Here is a 23,844-nt window from a genome sequence, read left to right on the forward strand (position 1 = left end):
CTTTTTTGAATAGATATTAAATCCATTCTTATACATTAGCCATATGGTATAACGGCATAAGCGTTTTATAAGTGGAGGAAGTAAGCTCAAGCAGTGCATCGCCGTCTTTGAGAATCGGATCGCTCGCTTGCACATGACGGCCGATAAGCAGTTCAGCTTTCTGAACATCACGGAAACGAACGAGCGCATCGTTCCAATCTTGTTTTGACATCGTACTGACAGCGGTGGACTCTTTTTTCATATGATCAAGTGAAAGCACATAATCCTTAGGTACATTTGCAATAACTTCATCAATTTGGTTCAGAAAGGCCGTTGCGATATTGGATTTATGAGGAACCTCGTAAATGAGTGCAAACCACATAAATAGATGATCATCAAACAATCCAAGCTGAAAATGCGGATGTGCCTTGTAGCCGCGTTTGCTAGCGCAAATGGCGAGCCAAGTATCCTTTGGCGGATTCACTTTACGACGAGCATGCCTTGCAACATGCAAGTACATTTCATTGCCGGCATGAACAGCTGCATCGACGCTGAGCTGCTCGCCGATCGCTCGGAATTTAGGCTGAATCTGATTTTGGATAGCAGCCATACGCTCCTCAAGCCCTTGAAGCGCAAAAACATCGAAATCGGCTTGTGTAAAGCCAACAAGCTGGGTAGAAGTAGTCTGTGTTGTCATTAAATTAATCTCCTTCAATCAAACAATTATTGGTGCAATAATTTCAAATAAAAAATGGCGATTTGCGTTCGGTCTCGAAGCTCGAGTTTATTAAGTATTTCAGTAATATAATTTTTAATTGTACCTTCGCTTAAGAAAAGGGTAGCGGCAATTTCTTTATTGGATTGACCGTCCGCAATCAGACGAACAATTTGTACCTCAGCTTGTGTAAGTCCTGAAATCATTACTGATTTGGTTGAATCGGCTCGTGGCGTCTCCAGCATCCCAGCCAATTTACGGGCGATGTCGGGATGGATCAGCACAGAACCCTCATGAACAGTCTTTATGCCGCTTATAATACGGCTTGGCGGTACATTTTTGAGCAAATAGCCGTTGGCTCCGTTTCGGATGGCTTGCGCGATGTACTCGTCATCATCAAATGTCGTCAAAATAAGCACGGCAGGTGGGGGATCAAGTGCGCGAAGCAGCTTCGTTCCTTCCACACCATCGCAGAGCGGCATTCGAATATCCATTAGCACGACATCGACGGGATGTTGGCGGGCAAATTGTTCAGCCTCCAGACCGTTTGCACAAACGCCAGCGACATGCAATTCGTTATCCAATCCTAAAATAACGTTCATGCTCTCTCGAATAAAAGGATCATCATCCACTATCAGCACTTCAATCATTTGCTCAAATCTCTCCATTTCTAAAAAGAGCAGAATCGTCGTTAACCGCCAAGCAGCGGAAGTGTTGTCGTTATTGAGAACTGATCGGCCTTCTGCCAGTCCATTTGGCCCCCAATTAAGGCAATCCGCTCTCGCATCCCCTTCATGCCAAGTCCAGCTTCGATAGGCTCGTCGGGCAAGCTGCCGTTATTGGATACAGTCAGCGCTACGTACGCAGTTAAAAAATTTAAAGTAACCGAAACCGACGTCGCTTTTCCATGCCGAACAGCATTCGTAATCGCTTCTTGGGCATTTTTGAATAAAATGAGCTCGATGCTGGGGTAAAGCGGTCTGGGATGACCCGTTACATGGAAGCTTACGAATATGCCTAGAGCAGAAGCGGATTCTTCAACCAGACGGTCGAGGGCATATTGCCTAACGTCCTTTTCCGCATCTGATGCAAGTCTTCGTACCGTTCTGCGCATCAGCTCCATGCTGTCCTGCAGCTGATCACGCATTTGCTCAACCGTGCTGCGAGCTCTTGCGGTATCTGCATCGAATAAATGCAAAGCCGCTTCGGACATCATTTTGACGCGAATGAGGCGGTGCCCCAAATCATCATGAATATCTTTGGCGATGCGGTTTCGCTCTTCGATCTGGGCTTGATACTCAACCTGCAAAGCGTAATCCTGCATTCTGCGCCTGGCTGAGTCAAGCTCTGCATGGCTGGCAGCAAGTGCTCCGTATAAATCTTCTATTTGATGATGTTTGTCCTCAAACTCGTTGGAAGCATAGAGGACGGCTGCTATAGTAATCCATAGTACCGCTACAGCAAATATGATTTCGGGTTCTCTGCCATACATACCTGTCAATAAAGCAGCTAAGCCAGCGATGGTCCAAGCTGTGCTGACCATGCGAGTCGGCCTTTGTTGAAATGAGGCAATAAGGGTGGAGAAAAGCAATAGAAACAGTACTCCGCCGTATGAATAGGAAAACCATGAAAAAGCGATTAACTCCAGTACCAGCCATAAAATTCGATATTTAGGATACATGGAGCCAGCTTTCGTTAGGAGCAGAGCAAGGAGTACAGAGGCGGTGTAATGAGCATATAAACCTGCTTCGACATGAACGATACTAATAATAGAAGGAATCGCTACTAACAAGGAACGAATTTGATTCAATTGTTTCTTCATATCCGAGCAGCTCCTGCAGCTGAATTTGATTTATTATAGCACATTGTTTAATGAGCGAACGAGACTGAAACCGCTTTTCATCCAACCTTCATGCGGATAGAAGTCATTTTACAAAGAGATGACTTTAGTCACCTTCATAAGATGACTTTTTAGACCTGTTTCGTTGCCTTTCATGACGTACAATTGGTTTATCAGAAACGAACTGAAAGGATGAATAAATATGAATCTAGTTACATTTCGCGAGGTTGTCAAAAAATACGACACAACGATAACGGTTAATCATCTTAGCTTCAATATTGATCAGGGTGAAATTTTTGGTTTACTTGGTCCAAATGGAGCGGGAAAAAGTACAACGATTCATATGTTGGCTGGTTTGCTGAAGCCAAACGGCGGAGATATTTTGGTCGAAGGTTTTTCAATTCGCAAGCATCCGCTTGAAGTAAAGAAACGGATTGGTTTAGTGCCGCAGGAGCTGGCTATCTATGAGACGTTGACCGCTCGCGAAAATGTTACTTTTTTTGCAAAGCTTTACGGTCTCAGAGGTTCGCTGCTTCGCGATCGTGTGGATGAGGCGCTGCAATTCGTAGGGTTGCTGGACAAATCGAAGGATAAACCAAGCACATTCTCAGGTGGTATGAAGCGGAGACTGAACATTGCTTGCGCCATCATGCACCGCCCAAAGCTGATCATTATGGATGAGCCAACGGTTGGAATCGACCCTCAGTCACGGAACCATATCTTGGAGTCCGTAAGGGAATTAAATAAGTTAGGCTCTACCGTCATTTACACCAGCCATTACATGGAAGAGGTAGAAGCGATTTGCACAAGAATCGGCATTCTTGATAAAGGCAAGCTTATTGCATGCGGGACGAAGGATGAATTAAAACGTCAGGTTGGCCAAGAAGAGAAGCTGATTTTTGAAATTGATAAAAAATCGGCGCCGGCAATGACAGAGATGGCTGAGCATCCAGGCGTGCTTCAGCTTGCAGAACGAGATAATAGCTTGACGCTTGAAGTGACGGTGAAGGAATCTCTGTCTATATTACAGGATTTATTGTTTATCCTTCAGAAGCATGATATTAATATTCGCAAGCTGACGCGGGAAGAGCCGAATCTCGAATCTCTATTCTTGCAAATGACCGGACGCACATTACGTGACGAATAGGAGATGATGGTGATGCCAGCATGGTGGACAGCTGCTTATTATGAGCTTATAAAATATACACGGATGCGTTCCGTTCTTATTATTTTAATCGGTTTGCCCTTATTGTTGATTTTGCTGCTTGGCAGCGCATTTGACACAGAAATAAAGCCGGCTAAAATTGCCCTATATAATGCGGATCAGGGGGAAATGCGAGCTAGCATCGATGCTTTCTGGAGCAATGAAGCAGTAAAACCATATGTGAAGGTTCTAGAGGCAAAGTCAGAGAAGGAGGTAAAGGACTGGATACGCGAGGGTGTTGCTGATTATGGCGTATCGATTCCGAAAAACTTCTCCAGTGAGCTAAGCGCAGGGGAAAAGGCGAATTGGTCAACGTTTGAAGGGCGCTATGAAGAAAAAAATATTGCTGCTTCTGCTTTTATCAATAAATATATGGCTGCTGTAAATTTGCAAGCCGCAGCTTTGCAAATCCTTGGACCAGAGCTAAGTGCGGGTGCAGCTCAAAGTCAAGCGCCAGCAGGACAATCACACATTGAGACGAAAAATTTGAGCTCAGGAGATAATCAAGCCTTTGGCAAAGAATCAGCGATGCAATACTATTCTGTGGCCTACTTAATTATGTTTTTGCTCTATGGCGGCATGACGGCGACGATCGCGCTGCTCAATCAAAGGGAAGCGGGAACCTTGCAGCGTATGTACGCAATTCCAGGCTCATTTAGAGCCATTGTATTTGGCATTATTTTAGGAGGACTCATGCTTGCAGCACTGCAGGCGGCAGTGATTATCGCATTTACAGCATTTGTATATGGCGTTGATTGGGGAAATAACTTTGGAGCTATTGCGCTGGCTTGTCTTCTTACGACTGCTGCTGGGGCTGCACTTGCTATTACGATCTCATCCTTCGTACGATCCAAAAAAACGACACAAACGCTGTTCAGCATCATTGTATTTAGCATGACCTTTATTAGCGGCGGAATGATTCCAGACATTGAGAAGATAGTAGGAGGTCTCGATAAGTGGACGCTTAATTATTGGGCAAATGATGCACTTCGCGCCATCATGAACGGTGAAGCTTCAGCAACGGTTTGGAATGGAATCGGTGTTCTTGGAGCGATCGCATTAGGTATAACAATAATCGCAGTCATTAGACTGCCAAAGGTGGTGAGACAGCATGCCTAGTTTGCAAATTGCTGCGCATCTGGTACGACGCACCATGGGTTCCCGTCGCGGATTGATTATGAATGTTCTTGTCCCAGCGATTATTTTATCAATTATGGCAGGGTTGTTCGCTAGTACGAATAGAGATAAGGCTATTATTATCGTGAATAATGCTGACTCAGGAATATTAGGCGAATATTTGGCATCCTCATTACAGAAAGAGCCATTGTATGAGATTCATTCGGAGCCGGCGATGAATGAACAGCAATTAAAGGATCGAGTCCTAGAGGGCAAAGCGGATGCTGCCATCTATATTCCTTCGGATTTCTCAGCAAAAATGATGGAGGGAGATTCGTCAACAGCTCAACTTTACCGAATGAATACGCAGCTTTGGAACGCTTCGCTTGCAGCTACACTTGAGACAGAAGCTCAAAAGTTGTCTTCCTCTGCCGCTCTGATAAGAGGGACTGACCCTGAATCTCCTGTGGATTTATCTAAGCTGACCGCTTTGCTGGAAGCGCAAGCCTCACCTAAAGCTGTCCTTGTAAATACGGAAATGGAGCTTGGCAAAATTGTATCCGATCCAACGATGATCGGTCTCATCCTTATGTTTGTTATGCTTCTTGTCAGCCAGTCTATCGGTTTCATTATGGAAGATCGAGAGCAGCGCACCATGGCAAGGATGTACACAGCGCCGCTTCGCTCGCTTGATATTGCTTTTGGAAATTTTTTGGGCAGCATGCTTGTGGGCACGATTCAACTTGTCATTGTTCTAGGCTTAACTTATTTTGTATTTGACTATTCACCTGGTATCTCGTTTGGATGGATGCTGCTCGTATTGGAATTCTTCTTGCTTGCAATTGTCGGCCTTGCTTCAGCAGTAGCGGGTCTGGTGCGAAATAGCACGCAGCTGTCTCAAATCAACAACATTATCATCGCTCCGTCCTGCATGATCAGCGGTTGTTTCTTTCCACTTTCCATGCTACCTGATTTTATGCAAAAGCTTGCTAATTTCTTTCCGCAAAAATGGGCGCTTACAGCAATTGATCGTCTAGGCGGCGGGGGCAGCTTTAGTGACGTCTTGCTTCCGCTTCTTATCCTGCTTTTATTCGCTGCTGTGCTGATTGCCTTTGGTTCGGCCGTGCTCAGACCAAATCGCATAAGCTAAAATGCTAAGCAGCAATCACTTGAAAATTGGCTTGACTTCATCATCGTTGTATTGTAAATTTGTCAAAAGTTAATGACATCGCAACAGCGTCGACCAAGACTATGTTAATCAGCAAACGTTTCTATCAGAGAGGAAGCCCGAAGGCTGGAAGGCTTCTATGAACGATTGATTAATCCCTATCTTGCGAGCTGCAGCGGGAAGCTTATGCTTCTTCCGCTGCCGGAATATTCATTCCGTTATCTATTGAGAGTCGTCCAGATCATTTGGCGGCTATTTGAGGGTGGTACCACGAACGCATTCGTCCCTTACGAATGCGTTTTTTTGTTTTTATGGCTTAAATCTAATCATCGGAGGGTTATCTATCATGAGACAAAGTAAGCTTTTAATGCCTACCTTGCGCGAGGCGCCGTCAGAAGCGGAAGCAGCCAGCCATCAATTAATGCTGCGTGCAGGTCTTATTAGACAGCTTGCCGCAGGTATTTATACGTATTTGCCGCTTGGCAGGCGCGTGCTCAGAAAACTCGAGCAAATCGTAAGAGAAGAAATGGATCAAGCCGGAGCTCAAGAGGTATTAATGCCCTCTATGCAGCCGGCAGAGCTGTGGCAGCAATCGGGTCGATATGAGGTGTACGGACCTGAGCTTATGCGGCTGCGAGATCGCCATGATCGCGAGTTTACGCTTGGACCAACGCATGAAGAAGTGATTACAGCTCTGGTGCGCAGCGAGGTAAGCTCTTATCGACAGCTGCCAATGACATTGTATCAGATTCAAACTAAATTCCGCGACGAGAAGCGTCCGCGCTATGGCTTGCTCCGCGGCAGAGAGTTTTTAATGAAAGATGCTTATTCCTTTGATGAGGATTGGGATGGGCTTCATCGCAGCTATACGAGCATGTACGAGGCTTATAATCGCATCTTCACACGCTGTGGTCTAAATTACCGTCCGGTTGAAGCTGATGCAGGTTCAATTGGCGGAGAAGGCGGAACACATGAATTTATGGCACTCGCTGATATTGGTGAAGACACGATTGCTGTGTGCAATTCATGCGACTATGCGGCGAATTTGGAAAAAGCTGAATACAAGCTGTCGGAACAACCAACGGATACAGTGCAGAATAATGATGCTGCGTTAGTGCGTCATCATACACCGGATATCAAGAAGATTGACCAGCTTGTGGAGGCTTTTGGCCAAGGGGCAGATGCTTTTATGAAAACACTGATTTATGTTGCAGACGGTGCTCCGGTTGCTGTTGTTGTTCGGGGAGACCATGAGGTAAATGAAATAAAAGTGAAAAATGCGCTTGCTGTAGCACATCTGGAGCTTGCGGATCAAGCTACGACAGAGCGGGTAACTGGCGCACCTACCGGCTTTGCTGGGCCGATCGGCTTGCAAATTCCCGTTTATGCTGACCATGCGGTTCTTGCGATGAAATCAGGAATTGCAGGAGCGAATGAGCAGGATTATCATATCGGAAATGTTATCCCAAGCATTCATTTGAAGGATGTGCAGGCAGGTGATTATCGAAATGCAGCAATAGGCGACGGGTGCCCGCGATGCGAGACAGGCAGCTTGGTATTTTACCGCGGCATTGAGGTTGGCCATGTGTTTAAGCTGGGAACGAAATACAGTGAAGCGCTAAATGCTAAGTTTTTAAATGCGTCGGGCTCAGAACAGCCGTTAATAATGGGCTGTTATGGTATCGGAGTTTCACGTTTGCTCTCCGCAGTACTTGAACAGCACTCCGATAGCAATGGCATCATTTGGCCTAAATCGATCGCACCTTACCAAGTTCATGTGGTACCTGTATCAGCGAAGGATCAGGTCCAAATGGATTTGGCTGCACATATTACAGCAAGATTGCTTGAGGCTGGGGTAGATACGCTGCTCGATGATCGTGACGAGCGCCCAGGCGTCAAATTCAAGGACTCCGATCTTATCGGCATACCACTGCGCATTGTAGTGGGGAAACATGCTGCTGATGGAATCGTAGAGCTTAAGCAAAGGAACGAATTAGAAGCGCAAAAGCTAGAATTAGAAGAAGCTATCGCTTTTGCTTTGCGTAGCTAAAGTTGAAAACATATGCATGAAATGGGTTTGAAAAATCCATGAAGGCCTATGGAATATATGATCAAAAGGGTGCGAGACCGCTTCATATGAAGACGCTCGCGCCCTTTTTTGAGATAAGTCGGCTATAAGCGTAAAATTAGTCAATAATCCAAGTTGCCATAACATAAGATGGAGTATAAGATAAAAGTAAGAACAAATTATCAGAACATTTCGTCAACTATTCTGAGGTAAGGGAGGGATTGCCGTGAACAAAAGCCATGAAGTCGAATATTGCAATTTGGAGCTGCGATTTGACCGGCGGCAAATCCAAAATCTCATCCGCGATCTTATTCAGGAAGGGTACTCCTTGTACTGGAGTGAGACGGAGGGGCAGTTTCTTGTATCCATTCGAACTGGCCGCAAGCTCGTTAAGCTTCAGTTCCAGCGAATGAAGAACCGTTACAAAATTGTCGGGGACTACATTATTAAAGATGAGAAGCTGTCAGAATTAATTGAAAAGCTGATTAATGACACACGTGGACATGCGATTGTGAAGCGCATTAAAGATCGTCAAATCGTCATTGAGAGTATTATGTTCGGTGAGATTATACGACTCGTGGAGGTGTCCGGTATGGAACATCGGATTATTTATCAGAAGAAGCCTTTCGTTACAATAGAAGAAATGATTAGAGCATTTCAATCAAAGCGTGCTGAGGAAAGAGCGGTTGTACTGCGTTATGAGCTGGATTATGAGCTATCGATGCTGTTTGACGCGTTAGAGAGCAAGGATGAGGAAGCGGTTACTGAGTCTAAAGAGCGGCTGAATACTCTTCGCTCGGAAATGTTGCAATTGGAACTCTGATGATAGATGCTAGCCCCCATTTGAAAACATAAAAACGATCAAAAGCTGCCTTCTAACAGCATTTGATCGTTTTTATGTTGTTCATTTACCATTAAAAAAGACTCCTTTTATTATAAAAATGTCTAAGCTTTTCGGTATATATAAGATAAACTTTTTAGTTCTCTCAATATAATTGATGCGACTATTGCGACATTTTTCCTTGCAGACAGTTTTCTTCTTGCCGCAAAAAGAGTAAAATGAAACTATTGTGACCCAAAATAGATGATGAAGGATGGAAGAACCAGATGTCAAAACAGCAAATTGGTGTAATTGGATTAGCCGTAATGGGTAAAAACCTTGCCCTTAACATTGAAAGCAGAGGCTTCACGGTATCGGTGTTCAACCGTTCCCGCGAGAAGACTGATGATCTTGTTAAAGAAGCAGTTGGAAAAAATCTTGTTCCTACTTATACAATCGAGGAATTTGTTCAATCATTGGAAGTTCCCCGCAAAATTTTGATTATGGTACAAGCAGGTGCAGGAACAGACGCAACGATTGATTCGCTTGTTCCACATTTGGCTGAAGGCGATATCATCATCGATGGCGGCAACGCTTATTTCCCTGATACTGTTCGTCGCAGCAAAGATCTTGAAGCTAAAGGCTTCCGTTTTATCGGAACTGGCGTTTCTGGCGGCGAAGAGGGAGCACTAAAAGGACCTTCTATCATGCCGGGTGGACAAAAATCCGCTTACGAGCTGGTTGAACCCATTCTTACTGCTATTTCAGCTAAAGTTGGAGACGATGCTTGCTGCACATATATCGGACCAGATGGCGCCGGTCATTATGTGAAAATGGTACATAACGGAATCGAATACGGCGATATGCAGCTGATTTGCGAAGCTTATGATCTGCTTAAAAACGTACTTGATGTTAGTGCTGAAGAGCTGCACGAAATTTTCTCCGAGTGGAATAAAGGCGAGCTTGACAGCTATCTAATCGAAATTACTAGAGATATCTTCTCCAAATACGATCCTGAGACAGGCAAGCCAATGGTAGATGTTATCTTGGATTCCGCTGGTCAAAAAGGTACTGGAAAATGGACAAGCCAAAGCTCGCTAGATCTTGGCGTACCGCTTTCAATCATTACAGAATCCGTATTTACTCGTTTCTTGTCAGCTATGAAAGAAGAGCGCGTTGCGGCAAGCAAAGTACTTAACGGACCTGCAAAAACACCTTTCCAAGGTGACAGAGCAGCATTTATCGAATCTGTTCGCAAAGCATTGTTCGCAAGTAAAATTTGCTCGTACGCTCAAGGATTTGCTCAAATGCGTGCAGCTTCTGAAGAATTTAACTGGGATCTTAACTACGGCGAAATCGCTATGATCTTCCGCGGCGGCTGCATTATCCGTGCTCGCTTCCTGCAAAATATCAAAGACGCTTACGACCGTGATCCTAACCTGCGCAACCTTTTGCTTGATTCTTATTTCCAAAACATCGTTGAGTCGTACCAAGGGGCTTGGCGTGAAGTGATCTCCACTGCAGTTTCGAACGGAGTGCCGGTTCCTGCATTCTCAAGTGCAATTGCTTACTTCGACAGCTACCGTACGGAGCGTTTGCCTGCAAACCTGCTTCAAGCGCAGCGTGACTACTTCGGTGCTCACACGTTCAAACGTGTAGACAAAGAAGGAAGCTTCCACTTTAACTGGATGCAATCTTAATTAGATCAGCCATTAGTTCCTCGTCTCGCGAGGATTGTCCTTATTTAAGCCATAAGCTGCTTGACGCAAACAGTCGCGCAGCCGATCGGCCTCTTGATTGGAATAATGTCTGCGATGGATGAGCGACATGGCCGCTTCGGCAAAGAAATGAAAATTTTGCAATAAGCGTGGCTGCGTAAGATCCTTTAAGGCTGGATCTTCGTCAGCCACCTTTTTTTTAATAAATTCAAGCATCCAGACCACATCCTCCCGGCAAAGGGGATGGTCAGGATCGAGAATACGATTGAAGCGTTTTTGAGTTGGACTCTGATCAGGCAACTGAAGTTCACTGTTCATCGCTAATGTCACTCCTATTCTCGAATAAACATCTTTATCATCCATACGGCATATATAACTTTTTTATACCCTAGTATTACAAAAAAATGATATGATATTGTAGAAAAATTGGTTTAACAAGAACGAAAAGGGTGAAACGGTTACGATGGGAAGGCAACAATTGAGTAAATTAGTGCTTATCGGGTTTATGGGAACCGGCAAATCAACCGTCAGCAAGCTGCTTTCCGAGAAGGTGGGCTGCACGCGCATCGACGGCGATGAAGAAATCGAAAAGCTGGAAAACAAGCGGGTTTCTGATATTTTTGCATCGGATGGCGAAGCAGGATTCCGGATCATTGAAACCAAAGTGCTGGGAACGATTTTGGAGCGCGAGGATACCTGTGTGGTTGCAACAGGCGGCGGCGCAGTGCTAAGTCCCATTAATCGTGAGCTAATGCTTAAAAACGGTTTTGTCGTCGCTTTAAAGGCGAGCCCAGATCAAATCATCGCTCGGGTAAAGACGGACACAGAGCGGCCTTTGCTTCAAGGCGATGCAGAGGAGCGAGTTAATCTGCTGCTTAAACAGCGTGAGCATGCTTACGATTTTGCTCATTTTACGATCGATACGACAAATATGAGTGTGGAAGAAGTTGTTGCTGCAATACTCGAGCAATGGTCGCTTCATAAATAACTGAGATCATCATCACCTCAATCAGCCGATCAGCTGTAGATGTGTATATATTATTGTAAAGGGAGATCATACGAACTATGGACGTTTTAGTGACACCAACGCCAAGACTTGAAGGTGAACTTCAAGCGCTTTCTTCAAAAAATTATACCACTCGCTACCTTCTGGTAGCCGCTCTAGCTGAAGGAACGAGTACGATTTATTTCCCAGCCCACAGTGAAGACAGCGATGCAATGCGCCGCTGCATTCGGGATTTGGGAGCAACGGTTGAGGAAGACGAGGAGAAAATCGTTATTACCGGTTTTGGCCGCAATCCTAAGCCAGTTGAGCAGCTGGATGTAGGTAACGCAGGTGCGGTTTTGCGGTTTTTGATGGCCATCGCGGCACTTTGCCCAGACGTAACCTTTATTAATCGTTATCCAGATTCTCTAGGTAAACGACCTCATAGCGACCTCATTGAATCTTTGACAGCGATGGGCGTTTCTATTGAGCATAATGAAGGCAAGCTGCCTATTCGAATTCAAGGCGGCGCTCCAAAGGGCGGCAAAATTCAAGTTTCAGGCAACATAAGCTCGCAATTTTTGAGTGCGCTGCTGTTTTTGACGCCTCTTCTCGAAGAGGACAGTGAAATTGAAGTGCTGCATGATTTGAAGTCAAAAGTAGTAGTTGGCCAGACACTAGAAGTATTGGAGCAAGCGGGTATTGTTATCCATGCAGATGAGGACTATATGAGGTTCCGCATCCCAGGCGGTCAAAGCTATGAAGCAAAAACTTATTCTGTGCAAGGCGACTACCCGGGGTCTGCAGCCATTCTAGCAGCTGCGGCTGTAACGGAATCGGATGTCATCGTACACCGTTTGGAAGAGAAGAGCAAGCAAGGCGAACGCGCTGTCGTTGATGTGTTGAAAATGATGGAAGTTCCGCTTACGCATGAGAATGGCATTGTCCACGTGAAGGGCAATGGCAAGCTCAAAGCAGTCGAGTTCGATGGCGATCATGCAACGGATGCTGTACTTGCAATGGTTGCAGCGGCTGTTTTTGCTGAAGGCACATCTAGATTTTATAATGTAGAAAATTTGCGCTACAAAGAGTGTGACCGCATTACCGATTATTTGAATGAATTAAGAAAAGCTGGAGCCAATGTCGAAGAACGCCAAGCTGAGATTATCGTGCATGGACGTCCTGAAGGTGTAGAGGGCGGTGTCGAAATCAATGCGCATTACGACCATCGTGTCATCATGGCATTATCGGTCGTTGGATTGCGTGCGAAACAGCCTATTCGAATTCGTGATGCACATCATGTAGCGAAGTCCTATCCGATATTCTTCGATCATTTGCAAGCTTTAGGCGCTAAGGTTGAATGGATTGAAGGTTAATTATTAGTTGACGTTTAGAAGCTTGTTCACAAAATAATGAATCGAGGTATGATCATGGCATTTGAGAATCCAACTCGCGAGCATATTAAGGGTATTTTGGAGAATAGCACGACGGTAGCTGTTGTAGGCTTGTCAGACAATCCAGAGCGCGTATCCTATATGGTATCTGAAGCGATGCAAGCGAAGGGCTATACGATTATTCCTGTTAATCCTAACGCCGATTCAATCTTGGGACAAAAAAGTTATGCCTCTCTAAAAGATATTCCCGTGCCAGTAGATATCGTAAATGTTTTTCGCAGAAGCGAGCATACGCCGCCTGTAGCTGAAGAGGCGGTTGCCATCGGCGCAAAAACCTTCTGGCTGCAGCTTGGCATTGCAAACGAGGAAGCGGCTTCGATTGCTGCAGCAGGCGGTCTAGAGGTTATAATGGATCGTTGTATCAAGGTGGAGGATTCCATCTTGCTTCCGAACGGGAAACCCAAAAGATAACAGTTATAAAAAACAGGTCACTCCTACACAATAAGAAAGCTTCAAGAGCGATTGCGTACTTGTTTTTCGCATGTAGAAAGCGAAACAAGCGGCATTCACTTGAAGACAATACGATTGTAATTCAAGGAGGACACGACGTGAATCAGTTTTCGCAACAACCGGGTAATTACCAAGGCCAACAGAGCTACCTTAACCAAAATGCACATTTTGAGCCATCTGGCCATGTGCAATCGCATTATCAAGGGCAGCTAAGCCAACCGACTTTTGGCAGAGAAACGCACTCAATTGTTGCTAACTCGCCAGGCGGTTACCAATCGTCTAATGCTTATAGCCAAGGAGCACAAACACAACATTATGCTCCTAATAACTATTCGAATATGACGCATCCGGTGGGAACGAACAATTCATTCATGTCGCATCAACCGGTTCACAGCTACGCGCAATCGCCAGCAACGGCGTTTGGCAACGTAGGTCCGGTTATCGCACATGTAGGTTATCAAGCTGGTTCTGAGCATAACCAACAACATTCCTACTACCAGCCATCCTCGAATAATGGGGCGCAGTATGCTCAGCATGCAGCATCCAATTATGGAGGTTACGGCCAATCGCAATTCCAAAATGGATATGGCGGTATGACACAAACGCACTCAAACACGTCGCTTCACCCTGTATATGAAGCAACGAATGCTTATCAAAATGCAGGGCCTGTCATTTCTCATGTAGGCTGGCAGTCGACGAGTGCAGTCAATTCTTCTCCTTATTCAGGCGGTAATCGATAACACTTTTTTAATACAATTAGAAAAGAATCATCAACATCGGCGGGCCCTTACAGGCTCGCCGTTTTACTTTGACAAAAACGCAGCAAACGCTTAACATCGATATAGATGTGTTGAATAATGCTTACGGAGTTAGTTTTGTTTTGCAAAACTTGAAGCTTATGCTTACGAAGTAGTTTTGCTTCGCAAAACTAAGCAAATGCTTACGAAGTAGTTTTGCTTCGCAAAACTTTAAGGAGGTGCAAGATGGTTTTCATTGGGAGCCTGCAGCAGCTTGGTAGAGCATTCATGCTGCCGATGATTGTTCTGCCAGGTGCGGCTATATTTTTGAGTTTAAGCAAGCTGCCATGGGATTACTTTGGCCTTCCAGGGATGGAAGGCTATTTACTAGCTGCAAGCGAAACGATTTTTACATATTTACCATATATTTTTGCGCTTGGCATCTCACTAGGCTTAACGGGTAATGCTCTCGCAGCAGGGATGGCTGCTCTTGTAGGTATGGCTATTTATAGCGGTATTACAGGGTCGGCAGAGGTGCCGATTGAACCAACCGTGCTCATTGGTACACTTATAGGAATTATTTCAGGCGTGAGCCATGAGAGGTTTAAAAGCTTAAAATTACCGGAATACATACAATTTTTTGGCGGACCGCGGTTTGTACCGTTATTTGTAAGTGTTGTTAGTTTGTTGTTCTCAATAGCTATGATCAATATTGCGCCTTATTTACAAAGCATGATGATAAATCTGGGTGAAATTGTTGAATCGGGTGGCGGCTTCGGTGTATTTTTATACGGATTTGTACACAGGATTTTGGTTGTATTCGGTTTGCATCATTTGGTCAGCCATGTATTCTGGTTTCAAATTGGCAGCTTTGAAACAGCTTCAGGACAGATGGTGTATGGCGATCTTCCGCGTTTCTTCGCTGGCGATCCTACTGCCGGCTCGTTTATGGCTGGACTTTATCCGACGATGATGTTCGCTTTGCCAGCCATCGCATTCGCCATTATTCACGAAGCGCGCGAGGATTTAAAGCCGAAAATTCGGAAAACGTTTATGTATGCAGCGCTTGCGTCATTTCTAACTGGCGTTACTGAGCCGGTTGAGTTCGCATTTTTGTTTGTTGCTCCGTATTTATACGTCGTCCATGCGATATTGTCAGGCATTATCATGTGGGTTACTTACGAGCTTGGCATTAAGCACGGATTCTCCTTCTCAGCAGGAGCCATAGATTATGTTATCAACGAGCATTTGGCAACACGAGGTTGGTTAATCATTCCGATCGGCATCGTTGTTGGCTTCGTTTATTACTTTTTGTTTCGCTGGGCGATACGAAGATTTCGGATTCCGACACCAGGTCGTGAGGAAGGCTCACAGCTTGATGAATGGGCAGGCGATATCCCTTATCGTGCACCGCTTATTTTGCAAGCCATTGGTGGTAAACAAAATATAGAAAAGATGGAGTCCTGTATTACAAGACTGCGGCTTAAAGTTTCCAACGATAAGCTGCTCGACATAAATGCGCTTCGAAATCTGGGCGCTGCAGGTGTAATCAAATTAGGCGGTGGACATGTTCAGGTCGTATTTGGCACGTATTCCGAACTTATTCGTGAAGAAATGATCAAGACCATTCATCGTGATCAAGCACAAGTTTTGTTCCACTCGCCGATGCAAGGCCGCATGATTCCTCTTGATGAGGTGCCTGATCCGATATTTGCGGGCAAACTCGTCGGACAAGGCGTCGCATTTATACCGGAGAAAGGAGAGCTTGTATCGCCGGTTAAGGGCAAGGTGATGCATATTTATCCGACGATGCATGCGATCGGCATTCTTACTCCTGAGGGGTTGGAAGTTCTGCTTCATATAGGCATAGATACTTCGCGTCTGGCTGGCAAAGCGTATTTTAATGCGCTCGTTAAAGAAGGGGACGAAGTTACGCCAGGCATGATGCTTATAAAATTTGATTTGCAGCGTGTTCGAAAGGAGAGCAAATCTCTTGCTACTCCTATGGTCATAACAAATTCTGATCTTGTTCACTCATGGCGATTTGCACCTTTCAAAGCGGTGAAAAAGGGGCAGTCCTCGGTATTGTCTGTTGTACTTAAAGAGAGAAACGGTGGAGGGGAAACACAATGATTCAAGGAATAGGGGCGTCAGCAGGCATAGCGATTGGGAGATCGTTTGTGCTTCCGAATTGGGAATGGGAGTTACCGGAGCAAAAAATCGATGTAGCTGATTTTGCCCGCGAGTTCGAACGTGTATACGAAGGCATTCGTACCTCTAAGTCTGAAATTGAACAGATTAAAGATGATCTGCGAGATGTTGTCGGTTCAGAGGAAACACATATATTCGATGCTCATATAGCCATTTTGGACGATCCTGTCTTTATGAATGAAATCCAAGGTATTATCCAACGCCAGTACAAAGCGGCTGAAGTTGCTGTTAAGGAAGCTATTGATCATTTTGTTACGATGTTTGATCTGCTTGACGATGAGTACATGAAAGAACGGGCGCTAGATATTAAGGATGTGGGCAATCGATTGCTGAAGCATCTGCTGGGAGCGCCAGAAATTACACTGCCTTCAGATACGCAGCCATTTATATTGATTGCTAAGGAGTTGTCTCCTTCTCAGCTAGCACATATTAATCCGCAGCATGTGCTCGGCATTGTGACTCTTGCTGGCAGCAAAACTTCACATTCAGCTATTATGGCTAGAGCGCTCGGCGTACCTCTTGTTGTTGGTGTAGAGACGAGGTTAGTTGAGCCTATTCAAACAGGGCAAACGCTAGTTATTGATGGTAATGACGGCACTGTGTTTATCGATCCTGCTCAGCAAGTTATTGACTATTACACTGAGCTGCACTCCCATCAATCGGAAGCGAAAAAAAGACTGCACGGCATTGCAGGTCATCGCCCGGTAACGCCTGATGGCAAAAGGCTGGAGCTTGCAGCCAATATTAGCTCCTACAAAGAGCTGGAAATTGCGATGTCGAGCGGGGCGCATGGGGTTGGGCTGTTCCGCACGGAATTTTTGTACATGGATCGAAATCGGTTTCCAAAGGAAGAAGAACAGTTTGAGGTATATCGCAGCGTAGCCGAACGCCTTGAGGGTGAGCCGCTCGTCATCAGAACGCTGGATGTCGGCGGTGACAAGCAGCTCGATTATTTTGACCTGCCAGAGGAAGACAATCCTTTCCTAGGTTACAGAGCCATTCGGATATCGCTGGATCGTAAAGATTTGTTCAAAACGCAGCTTCGTGCTATTTTGCGGGCAAGTCATTACGGTCAAGTAAAGCTTATGTATCCGCTTATTTCATCTGTCGATGAAGTACGTGCTGCAAATGCAGTATTAAACGAAGCGAAGCTTGAGCTTGAAGCAGCGGGGTATCCCTATGATAAAGGGATGAAGATCGGAATTATGATTGAAGTTCCTGCCGCAGTTATGATCGCTGATTTACTCGCGGAAGAGGTTGATTTCTTTAGTATCGGCACGAATGACCTGGTACAGTTTACGTTAGCTGTGGATCGTATGAATGAGGAAATCGCACACTTGTATGAGCCTTACCATCCAGCGCTCATTCGAATGCTGCGCATGACGGTGGAAGCGGCAAAACGAAGCGGGATTACGGTTGGCGTGTGCGGTGAGCTTGCAGGGGATCTAAGAGCGCTGCCGATATGGCTAAGCCTTGATGTAGATGAGCTGAGCATGTCTTCACATTCGATTTTGCCCATCAAGGAAAGGCTGCTCTTCACTTCACAAGAAGAAAGCCATGAGGTATTTCAGCAGCTGCATCATTGCCGTACAAGTACAGAAATATTAGAGCAGCTAACTGGTTTTATGGAGCGCTTGGACAAAAAAACAGCGAATGGTTAACCCATTCGCTGTACTAGTGCATCTACAAACGCTTTTGCATAAGGAGGAAGATCGGGCGGACGGCGTGCGGAAATGAGATTTCCATCAACAACGACGGCTTCATCGAACCATGTCGCTCCTGCATTTTCCATGTCATCTCGAATGCCTGGTGTTGAAGTGACTTTGCGCCCCTCCAATATTTTCGCCGAGATGAGTACCCAGCCCGCATGACAGATTTGGCCGATCGGTTTGTCAGCGGCATTCAGTTCTTGTACGAGCTGGAGAACTTTAGGATAACGGCGAAGCTTATCAGGTGCCCAGCCGCCTGGGACCAATAAACCGATAATGTCTTCGCTATTTACTTCATCAAATGACAAATCAGCTACTGCAGGCACGCCGTATTTTCCGATATGTGTTTTACCTTTCTCAGGTCCAGCATATAAAACGGTCGCACCAGCTTCACGCGCACGATATACGGGATACCATAGCTCCAAATCCTCAAATTCGTCGTCTAGCAAGCAGATGACGGTTTTATTTTGTAACGGCATATTTTTCCCTCCATCTAGTAAAGATCTCTATTATTGTAACGAAGGAGAAACAATGAAGCAAACGGAGAGTTATTCTAAACCATTTTCATACGTTAGGCTGCTGCGCTTTTTGCCGGCTATTGCATGGATGGCTGTTATATTTGCGCTATCTTCGAGAACAGGTGATGAGATAAATACCTTTCTCCCTTTCTTTCAAAAGTTTTTCCCCTTTATGGAAGGTTTTAATTGGGGCCATTTTGTTTCCTACTTCATACTTGCACTTACGATAGACTACGGCATTGGCAAGAGGGGCGACCGATTTTGGATGAAGGTCGTTATTGTACTTATTTGTGGTTTATATGGAATTACAGATGAATATCATCAGTCTTTTGTTGGCGGCAGAATGCCGGACGTTATGGATGTGCGGAATGATCTTATCGGAGCAGCGATTTGGACGATTGTTGCAGCTGTGCCGCCAGTAAGGAAAATGTGGAGAAAAGTTGCGCCATAACTAGCATTTAGTGTTCAATTTTGAGTGTGATTTTAGTAGTAAAAATTACAAGGTTGTGCATGCAGGAATTTGTGCGAAAATAGTCGAATCATTTATACATTATTACTCTGAAAGCTATGGTTGTTACGATAGCTGCTACTATGAAGGAGTGGACCACTTTGCATAAGAGTTGTCATTGTGGCGACATCATGAAGATGAAACTGCGCACAGTTATTTACTCAGGGAAGGTTGAGATCGATAACGTTCCTATATATTCTTGCACAACCTGCAATCGCAGTGAAGTATTTCCGGAAGTAAAACCTGATTTATCAGGTTTAATAGCACAATTGGGGGCTCAACCAGACAAGCAGACATTCCTTTTTAATGAATGCAACGAGTGGGCTAGCATTCTGGTAGAGGCAAAGGCAGACAAACAGCAGACGGATCGCATTGGATTCGAGAGACTGGTTGAGCAGAGAATCAATAAGCTACTTGATTTGTATTTGCTTGCTCAAACGCTTAACGATGAAGCATGGATTTTGGATTTGAAAAAGAGACTTGAGCAAATAAGCCGTCGAACGTTGCTTACATAGAAGCTCAGATTATTGATTTTACAAGCCGTGCAGATGAGTGAAACATGCGTCAACATTGCGAAAAGAAATATTTTGTCGTATGATAACGTTAATATGCGTCGTGCGTAATTATAAAATCTGAGCTAATGGAGAGAAACACTGTGACGGTAACCATTTATGATGTAGCAAGAGAAGCAGGAGTATCAATGGCTACGGTTTCTCGGGTTGTGAACAATAATCCCAATGTGAAACCAGCAACACGCAAAAAAGTATATGAAGCAATAGAGCGACTAGGATATCGTCCAAATGCCGTAGCAAGGGGCTTGGCAAGTAAGAAAACAACGACGGTGGGCGTAGTTATTCCTGATATTTCAAATGCTATTTTTGCTGAAGTAGCACGCGGAATTGAAGATATCGCAAATATGTATCATTACAATATTATTTTGTGTAATGCGGATAAGAAAAAAGACAAAGAAATCCGTGTTATCAATACACTTCTTGAGAAGCAAGTAGACGGCTTGCTATTTATGGGCGGGGCAGTGACGGAAGAGCATTTGCAAGCATTTAAGACGGCTAATGTTCCGATTGTACTTTGTGCAACTTCCGATGAGAGCGGACAAATTCCGTCTGTTGACATCAACCACGAGGATGCTGCGTTCGATGCTGTACAAAACTTGTATGAGCAAGGACATAGAAGAATTGCAATGATCAGCGGAACACTGCAAGATCCATCCATTGGTTATGCAAGATTCCAAGGCTATAAGCGTGCACTTGAAGCAGCAGGTATCGCTTATGATGATGCTTTAGTTCGTACGGGCAACTACCGTTATGAATCAGGCGCAGAAGCGATGAAATATTTTATTGAGCTGGACGAGCGTCCGACAGCTGTGTTCTCCGCAACGGATGAAATGGCGATCGGCGCAATTCACAGCATTCAGGATTCCGGCTTAAGAGTACCGGATGATATATCTGTCATTAGTGTTGATAACAGCCGTATGGCATCTATGGTTCGTCCACAGCTTACAGCTGTAGCACAGCCAATGTATGATATTGGCGCGGTATCGATGCGTTTGCTGACAAAGCTGATGAAGAAAGAAAATGTAGATCAATCCAAAGTTGTGCTGCCGCATGAGATTATCGTGCGCCAATCGGTTGGAGGAATATAAAAGAAATGTCGTTTAATAAAATTGGAATTATTGGCGCTATGGCTGAAGAAATTGAATTGCTGCATGAGCATGTAAACGTAGTGTCTGAGGTTACTAAAGCAGGTATTACATATTATGAAGGCACACTTCATGGCAAAACGATCATTTATTGCAAATCAGGTGTAGGGAAAGTAAATGCTGCGGTTTGTACGCAAATTTTACTTGATCTCGGTGCTGATTGCGTTCTGTTTACCGGCGTTGCTGGTGCAGTTGATCCGCAGCTTAACATTGGAGATATCGTCGTTTCGACGAGTTGTGTCCAGCATGATATGGACTGTACACCACTAGGCTTTGCTCTTGGAACGATTCCTTTTCATCCAAGATCAGAATTTCCTGCAGACGAGAGATTAATTGAGCTGGCTTCTGCAGCTAGCAATCGTTTATTCTCAGGACGCAGCATACAGGGCAAAGTGCTGTCGGGCGATCAATTCATTGCCAGCCGCGAGTCGGTCAAGCTGCTTCACGAGAAGCTGCAAGGCGCATGCGCGGAGATGGAAGGCGCCTCAGTTGCTCAAGTTTGTGATATGAATAATACACCATTTGTCATTATTCGTTCGATGTCTGACAAAGCGGATGGATCGGCTCATGTGAACTTTCCAGAGTTTACGGTAATCGCCTCCAACAACTCTTATCAAATTATTGATGATATCATGCAAAATATTTAAACGAAATAAAAAGAACCAGCTCTGATGCCAACATCGGAACTGGTTCTTTTTTTTGTGCGAGCTTGATGCTGTAATTGGATTACAGATCTTGAATAACGATCTGCTGCATCATTCTGTTTTTGTTCGTAATTTCGATTCGTCTAGGCATAGGCTCAATATCTTCGGGATCGTCCATCCAATGCGTAGGGAGCTTGTGAGGGCTAATGGATTCCCAATGGCTCAACCAGCGATCTGGAAGCCTAGCTTCTTCACCAGCTGCAATCGCATGTGCAATAGGGTGATCAATCATTGTAAGCCATACTAAAGACCAAGCTCGTGGAACGACGCGGAAAATATCATAACCGCCGCCGCCTAACGCAATCCAGCGGCCATCGGTATAGGTATGGGCTAATTCATGTATGATAGCAGGGATTTGAGCATATATACGCATGCTGCAATGAATGTGAGAGAGCGGGTCAAAGGCATGAGCATCGCAGCCGTGCTGACTAATAATGACATCTGGTTTGAAGGCCGAAATGATTTTGCGCAACGTAATATTAAAGCTCTCCAGCCAGGATTCATCCTCTGTGTACGGTTCTAACGGCACGTTAAAGCAAGCGCCAAAACCATGATCTGTGCCTTTTTCGTGCACGTAGCCTGTACCTGGAAACAAAAATTTTCCCGTTTCATGGATCGAATAGGTGCATACGTCTGGATCGTCATAGAAAACCCACTGAACACCGTCCCCGTGATGGACATCCGTATCAATATAAAGCACTTTTGCACCATACGTTTGACGGATATGCTTAATAGCGACTGCTGCATCATTATAAACACAGAAGCCTGAGGCGCGGTCAGGGAAGGCGTGATGCAATCCTCCGGCAAGATGGTAGGCATGCTTGGCTTGGCCCGTCATAACAAGCTCAGCGGCCGTCACAGAGCCTCTGACGATGGACATAGCTGCCTTGTGCATGCCAGGGAAATAAGGAGTGTCTTCTGTATGTAGTCCAAACTGCTGTGCAAGTACGCTGTTATCATTGATTTCGGCTTCACTCAATTGTTTAACAGCGTCCAAATAGTCGGTTCTATGGACGAGTGACAACAGCTCATCCTCGGAATACACTGCAGGAGGCTGGATATCCTCATCATACAAAGCATCAACTTCTTTGAGCAGATCGATCGTTAGAGCAAGCCGCAGCGGATCGAAAGGATGCTCCTCACCGAATTTATATCCGCTAGTATCCGAATGATAGATGAAAATAGAGTCAGAAGCCATTCCTATCCTCCTAAAGGTTTGCGAAGCAAACCAGCATCGTAAGCGTTACTTAGGTTTGCGAAGCAAACCAGCATCGTAAGCATAAACTTAGGTTTGCGAAGCAAACCAGCATCGTAAGCATAAACTTAGGTTTGCGAAGCAAACCAGCATCGTAAGCAAAAGCTTAATACATAAAGCGCTGCCGAAAACGTACTGTGTCAAAATGTTCTACCGAGCTTAGCGGGACCTCTGTGCCGATACGCACCATAAGACAATTCGCGGGATGGGAGCAAATTTCGGGGTCATCTGTGGCGTACCAAATCATTCCGACGGATTGCATCAATTTTTCCATCATTTTACGATAATCCCACACATTTAGCTTCGTGCCCTCAAGATCCCAATGCCAATAATACTCTGTCGTAAATACAATCATATTTTCTAATTGCTCCTCGGCGAAGGCGAGCTGAATCATTCGTTTTCCTAAGCCAAGGCCGCGATAATCATCTGCAACCTCGATGGCGCCGAGCTCGATTAAATCCGTCATTCCGCCTTCTGACCAGCGCTCAAGCTCGTCTGCATAGTGGAAGGTAACGTATCCAACGATAACCGAGCCTTCACGCGCTAAAATAATTCTTCCTTCTTCTAGGCCGGCAATTTCAACTAGCGCAACATGCTGCTCGTTTGGTCTGCGGAATGCATCCAGCGATTTGTGCATCGTCATGTTGGCTAACTGATCGGGCGGTACTGGTCCTTCCAAAATAAGTTCACGACTTGCGTCCAAAACGAGCTGCTCTCGCTGCAAACGCTTTCGATGTTCCAAGGCTGCCCCCCCTTTGCTGTTAAATTGCTGCTTAACACAATCCTCTATTACTCTTTATAACAAACATTTTACTAAATGAAAAGCGTAGTCGAATAGAAAAAGGTTATGTTATAATAAGTTTGGCGGTTTAAGATCATGGGATGCGCGAGTTGTTGTCGGCTTGTTTGCCTCAAGTTACGACTTCGTTTTGAAAGCGTATTCTTACAAAGTAGAAACACAGATTTGA

General features: G+C 45.0%; 23 protein-coding genes. 16 read left to right on the plus strand and 7 right to left on the minus strand.

The features are described from left to right. Positions 1-28: 28 nt before the first annotated feature. Genes MHH56_RS13565 through MHH56_RS13575 form a run of 3 tightly spaced genes read right to left on the minus strand, consistent with a single transcriptional unit; the run spans position 29 to position 2,516 of the window. The gene (locus MHH56_RS13565) at positions 29-676 is read right to left on the minus strand and encodes a DUF1054 domain-containing protein (protein ID WP_339208781.1); all 648 of its coding nucleotides are present in this window, start codon (positions 674-676) and stop codon (positions 29-31) included. A 26-nt stretch (positions 677-702) separates the two neighbouring features. Next, positions 703-1,344, minus strand: coding sequence for a response regulator transcription factor (locus tag MHH56_RS13570; RefSeq protein ID WP_339208782.1), 642 nt, complete (start codon positions 1,342-1,344; stop codon positions 703-705). A gap of 41 nt (positions 1,345-1,385) precedes the next feature. Continuing rightward, the gene (locus tag MHH56_RS13575) at positions 1,386-2,516 is read right to left on the minus strand and encodes a sensor histidine kinase (RefSeq protein ID WP_339208783.1); all 1,131 of its coding nucleotides are present in this window, start codon (positions 2,514-2,516) and stop codon (positions 1,386-1,388) included. 220 nt (positions 2,517-2,736) lie between these two features. Between MHH56_RS13575 and MHH56_RS13580 the strand changes: the two genes are divergently transcribed. The 6 genes from MHH56_RS13580 (at position 2,737) to gndA (ending at position 10,610) form a co-directional block, all read left to right on the plus strand. Beyond that, entirely contained in the window at positions 2,737-3,681 is a 945-nt protein-coding gene (locus MHH56_RS13580) for an ABC transporter ATP-binding protein (protein ID WP_339208784.1), read from the plus strand. Positions 3,682-3,693: 12 nt separating this feature from the next. Further along, positions 3,694-4,857 (plus strand): ABC transporter permease, encoded by a 1,164-nt coding sequence (locus tag MHH56_RS13585; protein WP_339208785.1) that lies wholly within the window; start codon positions 3,694-3,696, stop codon positions 4,855-4,857. Continuing rightward, a complete protein-coding gene (locus MHH56_RS13590; protein WP_339208786.1) occupies positions 4,850-6,004 on the plus strand; it encodes an ABC transporter permease in 1,155 nt (384 codons plus the stop codon). The genes MHH56_RS13585 and MHH56_RS13590 overlap by 8 nt, the downstream gene beginning before the upstream one ends. 364 nt (positions 6,005-6,368) lie before the next feature. Continuing rightward, positions 6,369-8,072: a proline--tRNA ligase gene (locus tag MHH56_RS13595; RefSeq protein WP_339208787.1), complete on the plus strand. Its 1,704-nt coding sequence runs from the start codon at positions 6,369-6,371 to the stop codon at positions 8,070-8,072. 244 nt (positions 8,073-8,316) lie between these two features. Further along, positions 8,317-8,913 (plus strand): hypothetical protein, encoded by a 597-nt coding sequence (locus MHH56_RS13600; protein ID WP_076268222.1) that lies wholly within the window; start codon positions 8,317-8,319, stop codon positions 8,911-8,913. Between the two features lie 284 nt (positions 8,914-9,197). Continuing rightward, a complete protein-coding gene (gene gndA, locus MHH56_RS13605; RefSeq protein ID WP_339208789.1) occupies positions 9,198-10,610 on the plus strand; it encodes an NADP-dependent phosphogluconate dehydrogenase in 1,413 nt (470 codons plus the stop codon). A gap of 12 nt (positions 10,611-10,622) precedes the next feature. Here the strand turns inward: gndA and MHH56_RS13610 are convergent, their stop codons facing one another. After that, entirely contained in the window at positions 10,623-10,946 is a 324-nt protein-coding gene (locus MHH56_RS13610) for a hypothetical protein (RefSeq protein WP_339208790.1), read from the minus strand. 160 nt (positions 10,947-11,106) lie between these two features. Here MHH56_RS13610 and MHH56_RS13615 point away from each other — a divergent pair, with 160 nt between their 5' ends. The 6 genes from MHH56_RS13615 to ptsP all read left to right on the plus strand — a co-directional run bounded on the left by MHH56_RS13615 (position 11,107) and on the right by ptsP (position 18,126). After that, entirely contained in the window at positions 11,107-11,616 is a 510-nt protein-coding gene (locus MHH56_RS13615; protein ID WP_339208792.1) for a shikimate kinase, read from the plus strand. A gap of 77 nt (positions 11,617-11,693) precedes the next feature. Further along, positions 11,694-12,989 carry a 3-phosphoshikimate 1-carboxyvinyltransferase gene (gene aroA, locus MHH56_RS13620; protein WP_339208794.1) on the plus strand — a complete coding sequence of 432 codons (1,296 nt, stop codon included), beginning with the start codon at positions 11,694-11,696 and terminating at the stop codon, positions 12,987-12,989. A 54-nt stretch (positions 12,990-13,043) separates the two neighbouring features. Beyond that, the gene (locus MHH56_RS13625) at positions 13,044-13,478 is read left to right on the plus strand and encodes a CoA-binding protein (RefSeq protein ID WP_339208795.1); all 435 of its coding nucleotides are present in this window, start codon (positions 13,044-13,046) and stop codon (positions 13,476-13,478) included. Positions 13,479-13,615: 137 nt separating this feature from the next. Continuing rightward, positions 13,616-14,257 carry a hypothetical protein gene (locus MHH56_RS13630; protein WP_339208797.1) on the plus strand — a complete coding sequence of 214 codons (642 nt, stop codon included), beginning with the start codon at positions 13,616-13,618 and terminating at the stop codon, positions 14,255-14,257. A 243-nt stretch (positions 14,258-14,500) separates the two neighbouring features. After that, entirely contained in the window at positions 14,501-16,387 is a 1,887-nt protein-coding gene (locus MHH56_RS13635; RefSeq protein WP_339208798.1) for a glucose PTS transporter subunit IIA, read from the plus strand. Then, positions 16,384-18,126, plus strand: coding sequence for a phosphoenolpyruvate--protein phosphotransferase (gene ptsP, locus MHH56_RS13640; protein WP_339208800.1), 1,743 nt, complete (start codon positions 16,384-16,386; stop codon positions 18,124-18,126). The genes MHH56_RS13635 and ptsP overlap by 4 nt, the downstream gene beginning before the upstream one ends. Here ptsP and MHH56_RS13645 read toward each other — a convergent pair. Then, complete coding sequence (locus MHH56_RS13645) at positions 18,123-18,653, minus strand: type 1 glutamine amidotransferase domain-containing protein (protein WP_076268231.1); 531 nt, start codon at positions 18,651-18,653, stop codon at positions 18,123-18,125. The two genes, ptsP and MHH56_RS13645, sit on opposite strands and share 4 nt — an antisense overlap. Positions 18,654-18,705: 52 nt before the next feature. Here MHH56_RS13645 and MHH56_RS13650 point away from each other — a divergent pair, with 52 nt between their 5' ends. From MHH56_RS13650 to MHH56_RS13665, 4 genes are all read left to right on the plus strand, one after another. After that, entirely contained in the window at positions 18,706-19,143 is a 438-nt protein-coding gene (locus MHH56_RS13650; protein ID WP_339208802.1) for a VanZ family protein, read from the plus strand. A gap of 188 nt (positions 19,144-19,331) precedes the next feature. Next, positions 19,332-19,715: a hypothetical protein gene (locus MHH56_RS13655; protein ID WP_305953885.1), complete on the plus strand. Its 384-nt coding sequence runs from the start codon at positions 19,332-19,334 to the stop codon at positions 19,713-19,715. 140 nt (positions 19,716-19,855) lie between these two features. Further along, complete coding sequence (ccpA, locus tag MHH56_RS13660) at positions 19,856-20,860, plus strand: catabolite control protein A (protein WP_076268234.1); 1,005 nt, start codon at positions 19,856-19,858, stop codon at positions 20,858-20,860. A 5-nt stretch (positions 20,861-20,865) separates the two neighbouring features. Beyond that, positions 20,866-21,564, plus strand: coding sequence for a 5'-methylthioadenosine/adenosylhomocysteine nucleosidase (locus tag MHH56_RS13665; protein WP_076268235.1), 699 nt, complete (start codon positions 20,866-20,868; stop codon positions 21,562-21,564). A gap of 79 nt (positions 21,565-21,643) precedes the next feature. Here MHH56_RS13665 and MHH56_RS13670 read toward each other — a convergent pair whose 3' ends face one another. Both MHH56_RS13670 and MHH56_RS13675 read right to left on the minus strand, forming a co-directional pair. Continuing rightward, positions 21,644-22,819, minus strand: a complete 1,176-nt coding sequence (locus MHH56_RS13670) for an acetoin utilization protein AcuC (protein WP_339208804.1) — start codon at positions 22,817-22,819, stop codon at positions 21,644-21,646. 163 nt (positions 22,820-22,982) lie between these two features. Beyond that, entirely contained in the window at positions 22,983-23,618 is a 636-nt protein-coding gene (locus tag MHH56_RS13675; RefSeq protein WP_339208805.1) for a GNAT family N-acetyltransferase, read from the minus strand. Positions 23,619-23,844: the final 226 nt, after the last annotated feature.

The sequence above is a fragment of the Paenibacillus sp. FSL K6-3182 genome, from assembly GCF_037976325.1.
Lineage (GTDB): Bacteria > Bacillota > Bacilli > Paenibacillales > Paenibacillaceae > Pristimantibacillus.

Coding starts and splice junctions, on each gene's coding strand:
- MHH56_RS13570 (WP_339208782.1), bottom strand. CDS start 1,344: ATGATTGAAGTGCTGATAGTGGATGATGATCCTTTTATTCGAGAGAGC.
- MHH56_RS13665 (WP_076268235.1), top strand. CDS start 20,866: ATGTCGTTTAATAAAATTGGAATTATTGGCGCTATGGCTGAAGAAATT.
- MHH56_RS13595 (WP_339208787.1), top strand. CDS start 6,369: ATGAGACAAAGTAAGCTTTTAATGCCTACCTTGCGCGAGGCGCCGTCA.
- MHH56_RS13670 (WP_339208804.1), bottom strand. CDS start 22,819: ATGGCTTCTGACTCTATTTTCATCTATCATTCGGATACTAGCGGATAT.
- MHH56_RS13610 (WP_339208790.1), bottom strand. CDS start 10,946: ATGAACAGTGAACTTCAGTTGCCTGATCAGAGTCCAACTCAAAAACGC.
- MHH56_RS13645 (WP_076268231.1), bottom strand. CDS start 18,653: ATGCCGTTACAAAATAAAACCGTCATCTGCTTGCTAGACGACGAATTT.
- ptsP (WP_339208800.1), top strand. CDS start 16,384: ATGATTCAAGGAATAGGGGCGTCAGCAGGCATAGCGATTGGGAGATCG.
- MHH56_RS13580 (WP_339208784.1), top strand. CDS start 2,737: ATGAATCTAGTTACATTTCGCGAGGTTGTCAAAAAATACGACACAACG.
- MHH56_RS13575 (WP_339208783.1), bottom strand. CDS start 2,516: ATGAAGAAACAATTGAATCAAATTCGTTCCTTGTTAGTAGCGATTCCT.
- MHH56_RS13635 (WP_339208798.1), top strand. CDS start 14,501: ATGGTTTTCATTGGGAGCCTGCAGCAGCTTGGTAGAGCATTCATGCTG.
- gndA (WP_339208789.1), top strand. CDS start 9,198: ATGTCAAAACAGCAAATTGGTGTAATTGGATTAGCCGTAATGGGTAAA.
- MHH56_RS13650 (WP_339208802.1), top strand. CDS start 18,706: ATGAAGCAAACGGAGAGTTATTCTAAACCATTTTCATACGTTAGGCTG.
- MHH56_RS13625 (WP_339208795.1), top strand. CDS start 13,044: ATGGCATTTGAGAATCCAACTCGCGAGCATATTAAGGGTATTTTGGAG.
- MHH56_RS13585 (WP_339208785.1), top strand. CDS start 3,694: ATGCCAGCATGGTGGACAGCTGCTTATTATGAGCTTATAAAATATACA.
- MHH56_RS13655 (WP_305953885.1), top strand. CDS start 19,332: ATGAAGATGAAACTGCGCACAGTTATTTACTCAGGGAAGGTTGAGATC.
- MHH56_RS13590 (WP_339208786.1), top strand. CDS start 4,850: ATGCCTAGTTTGCAAATTGCTGCGCATCTGGTACGACGCACCATGGGT.
- aroA (WP_339208794.1), top strand. CDS start 11,694: ATGGACGTTTTAGTGACACCAACGCCAAGACTTGAAGGTGAACTTCAA.
- MHH56_RS13565 (WP_339208781.1), bottom strand. CDS start 676: ATGACAACACAGACTACTTCTACCCAGCTTGTTGGCTTTACACAAGCC.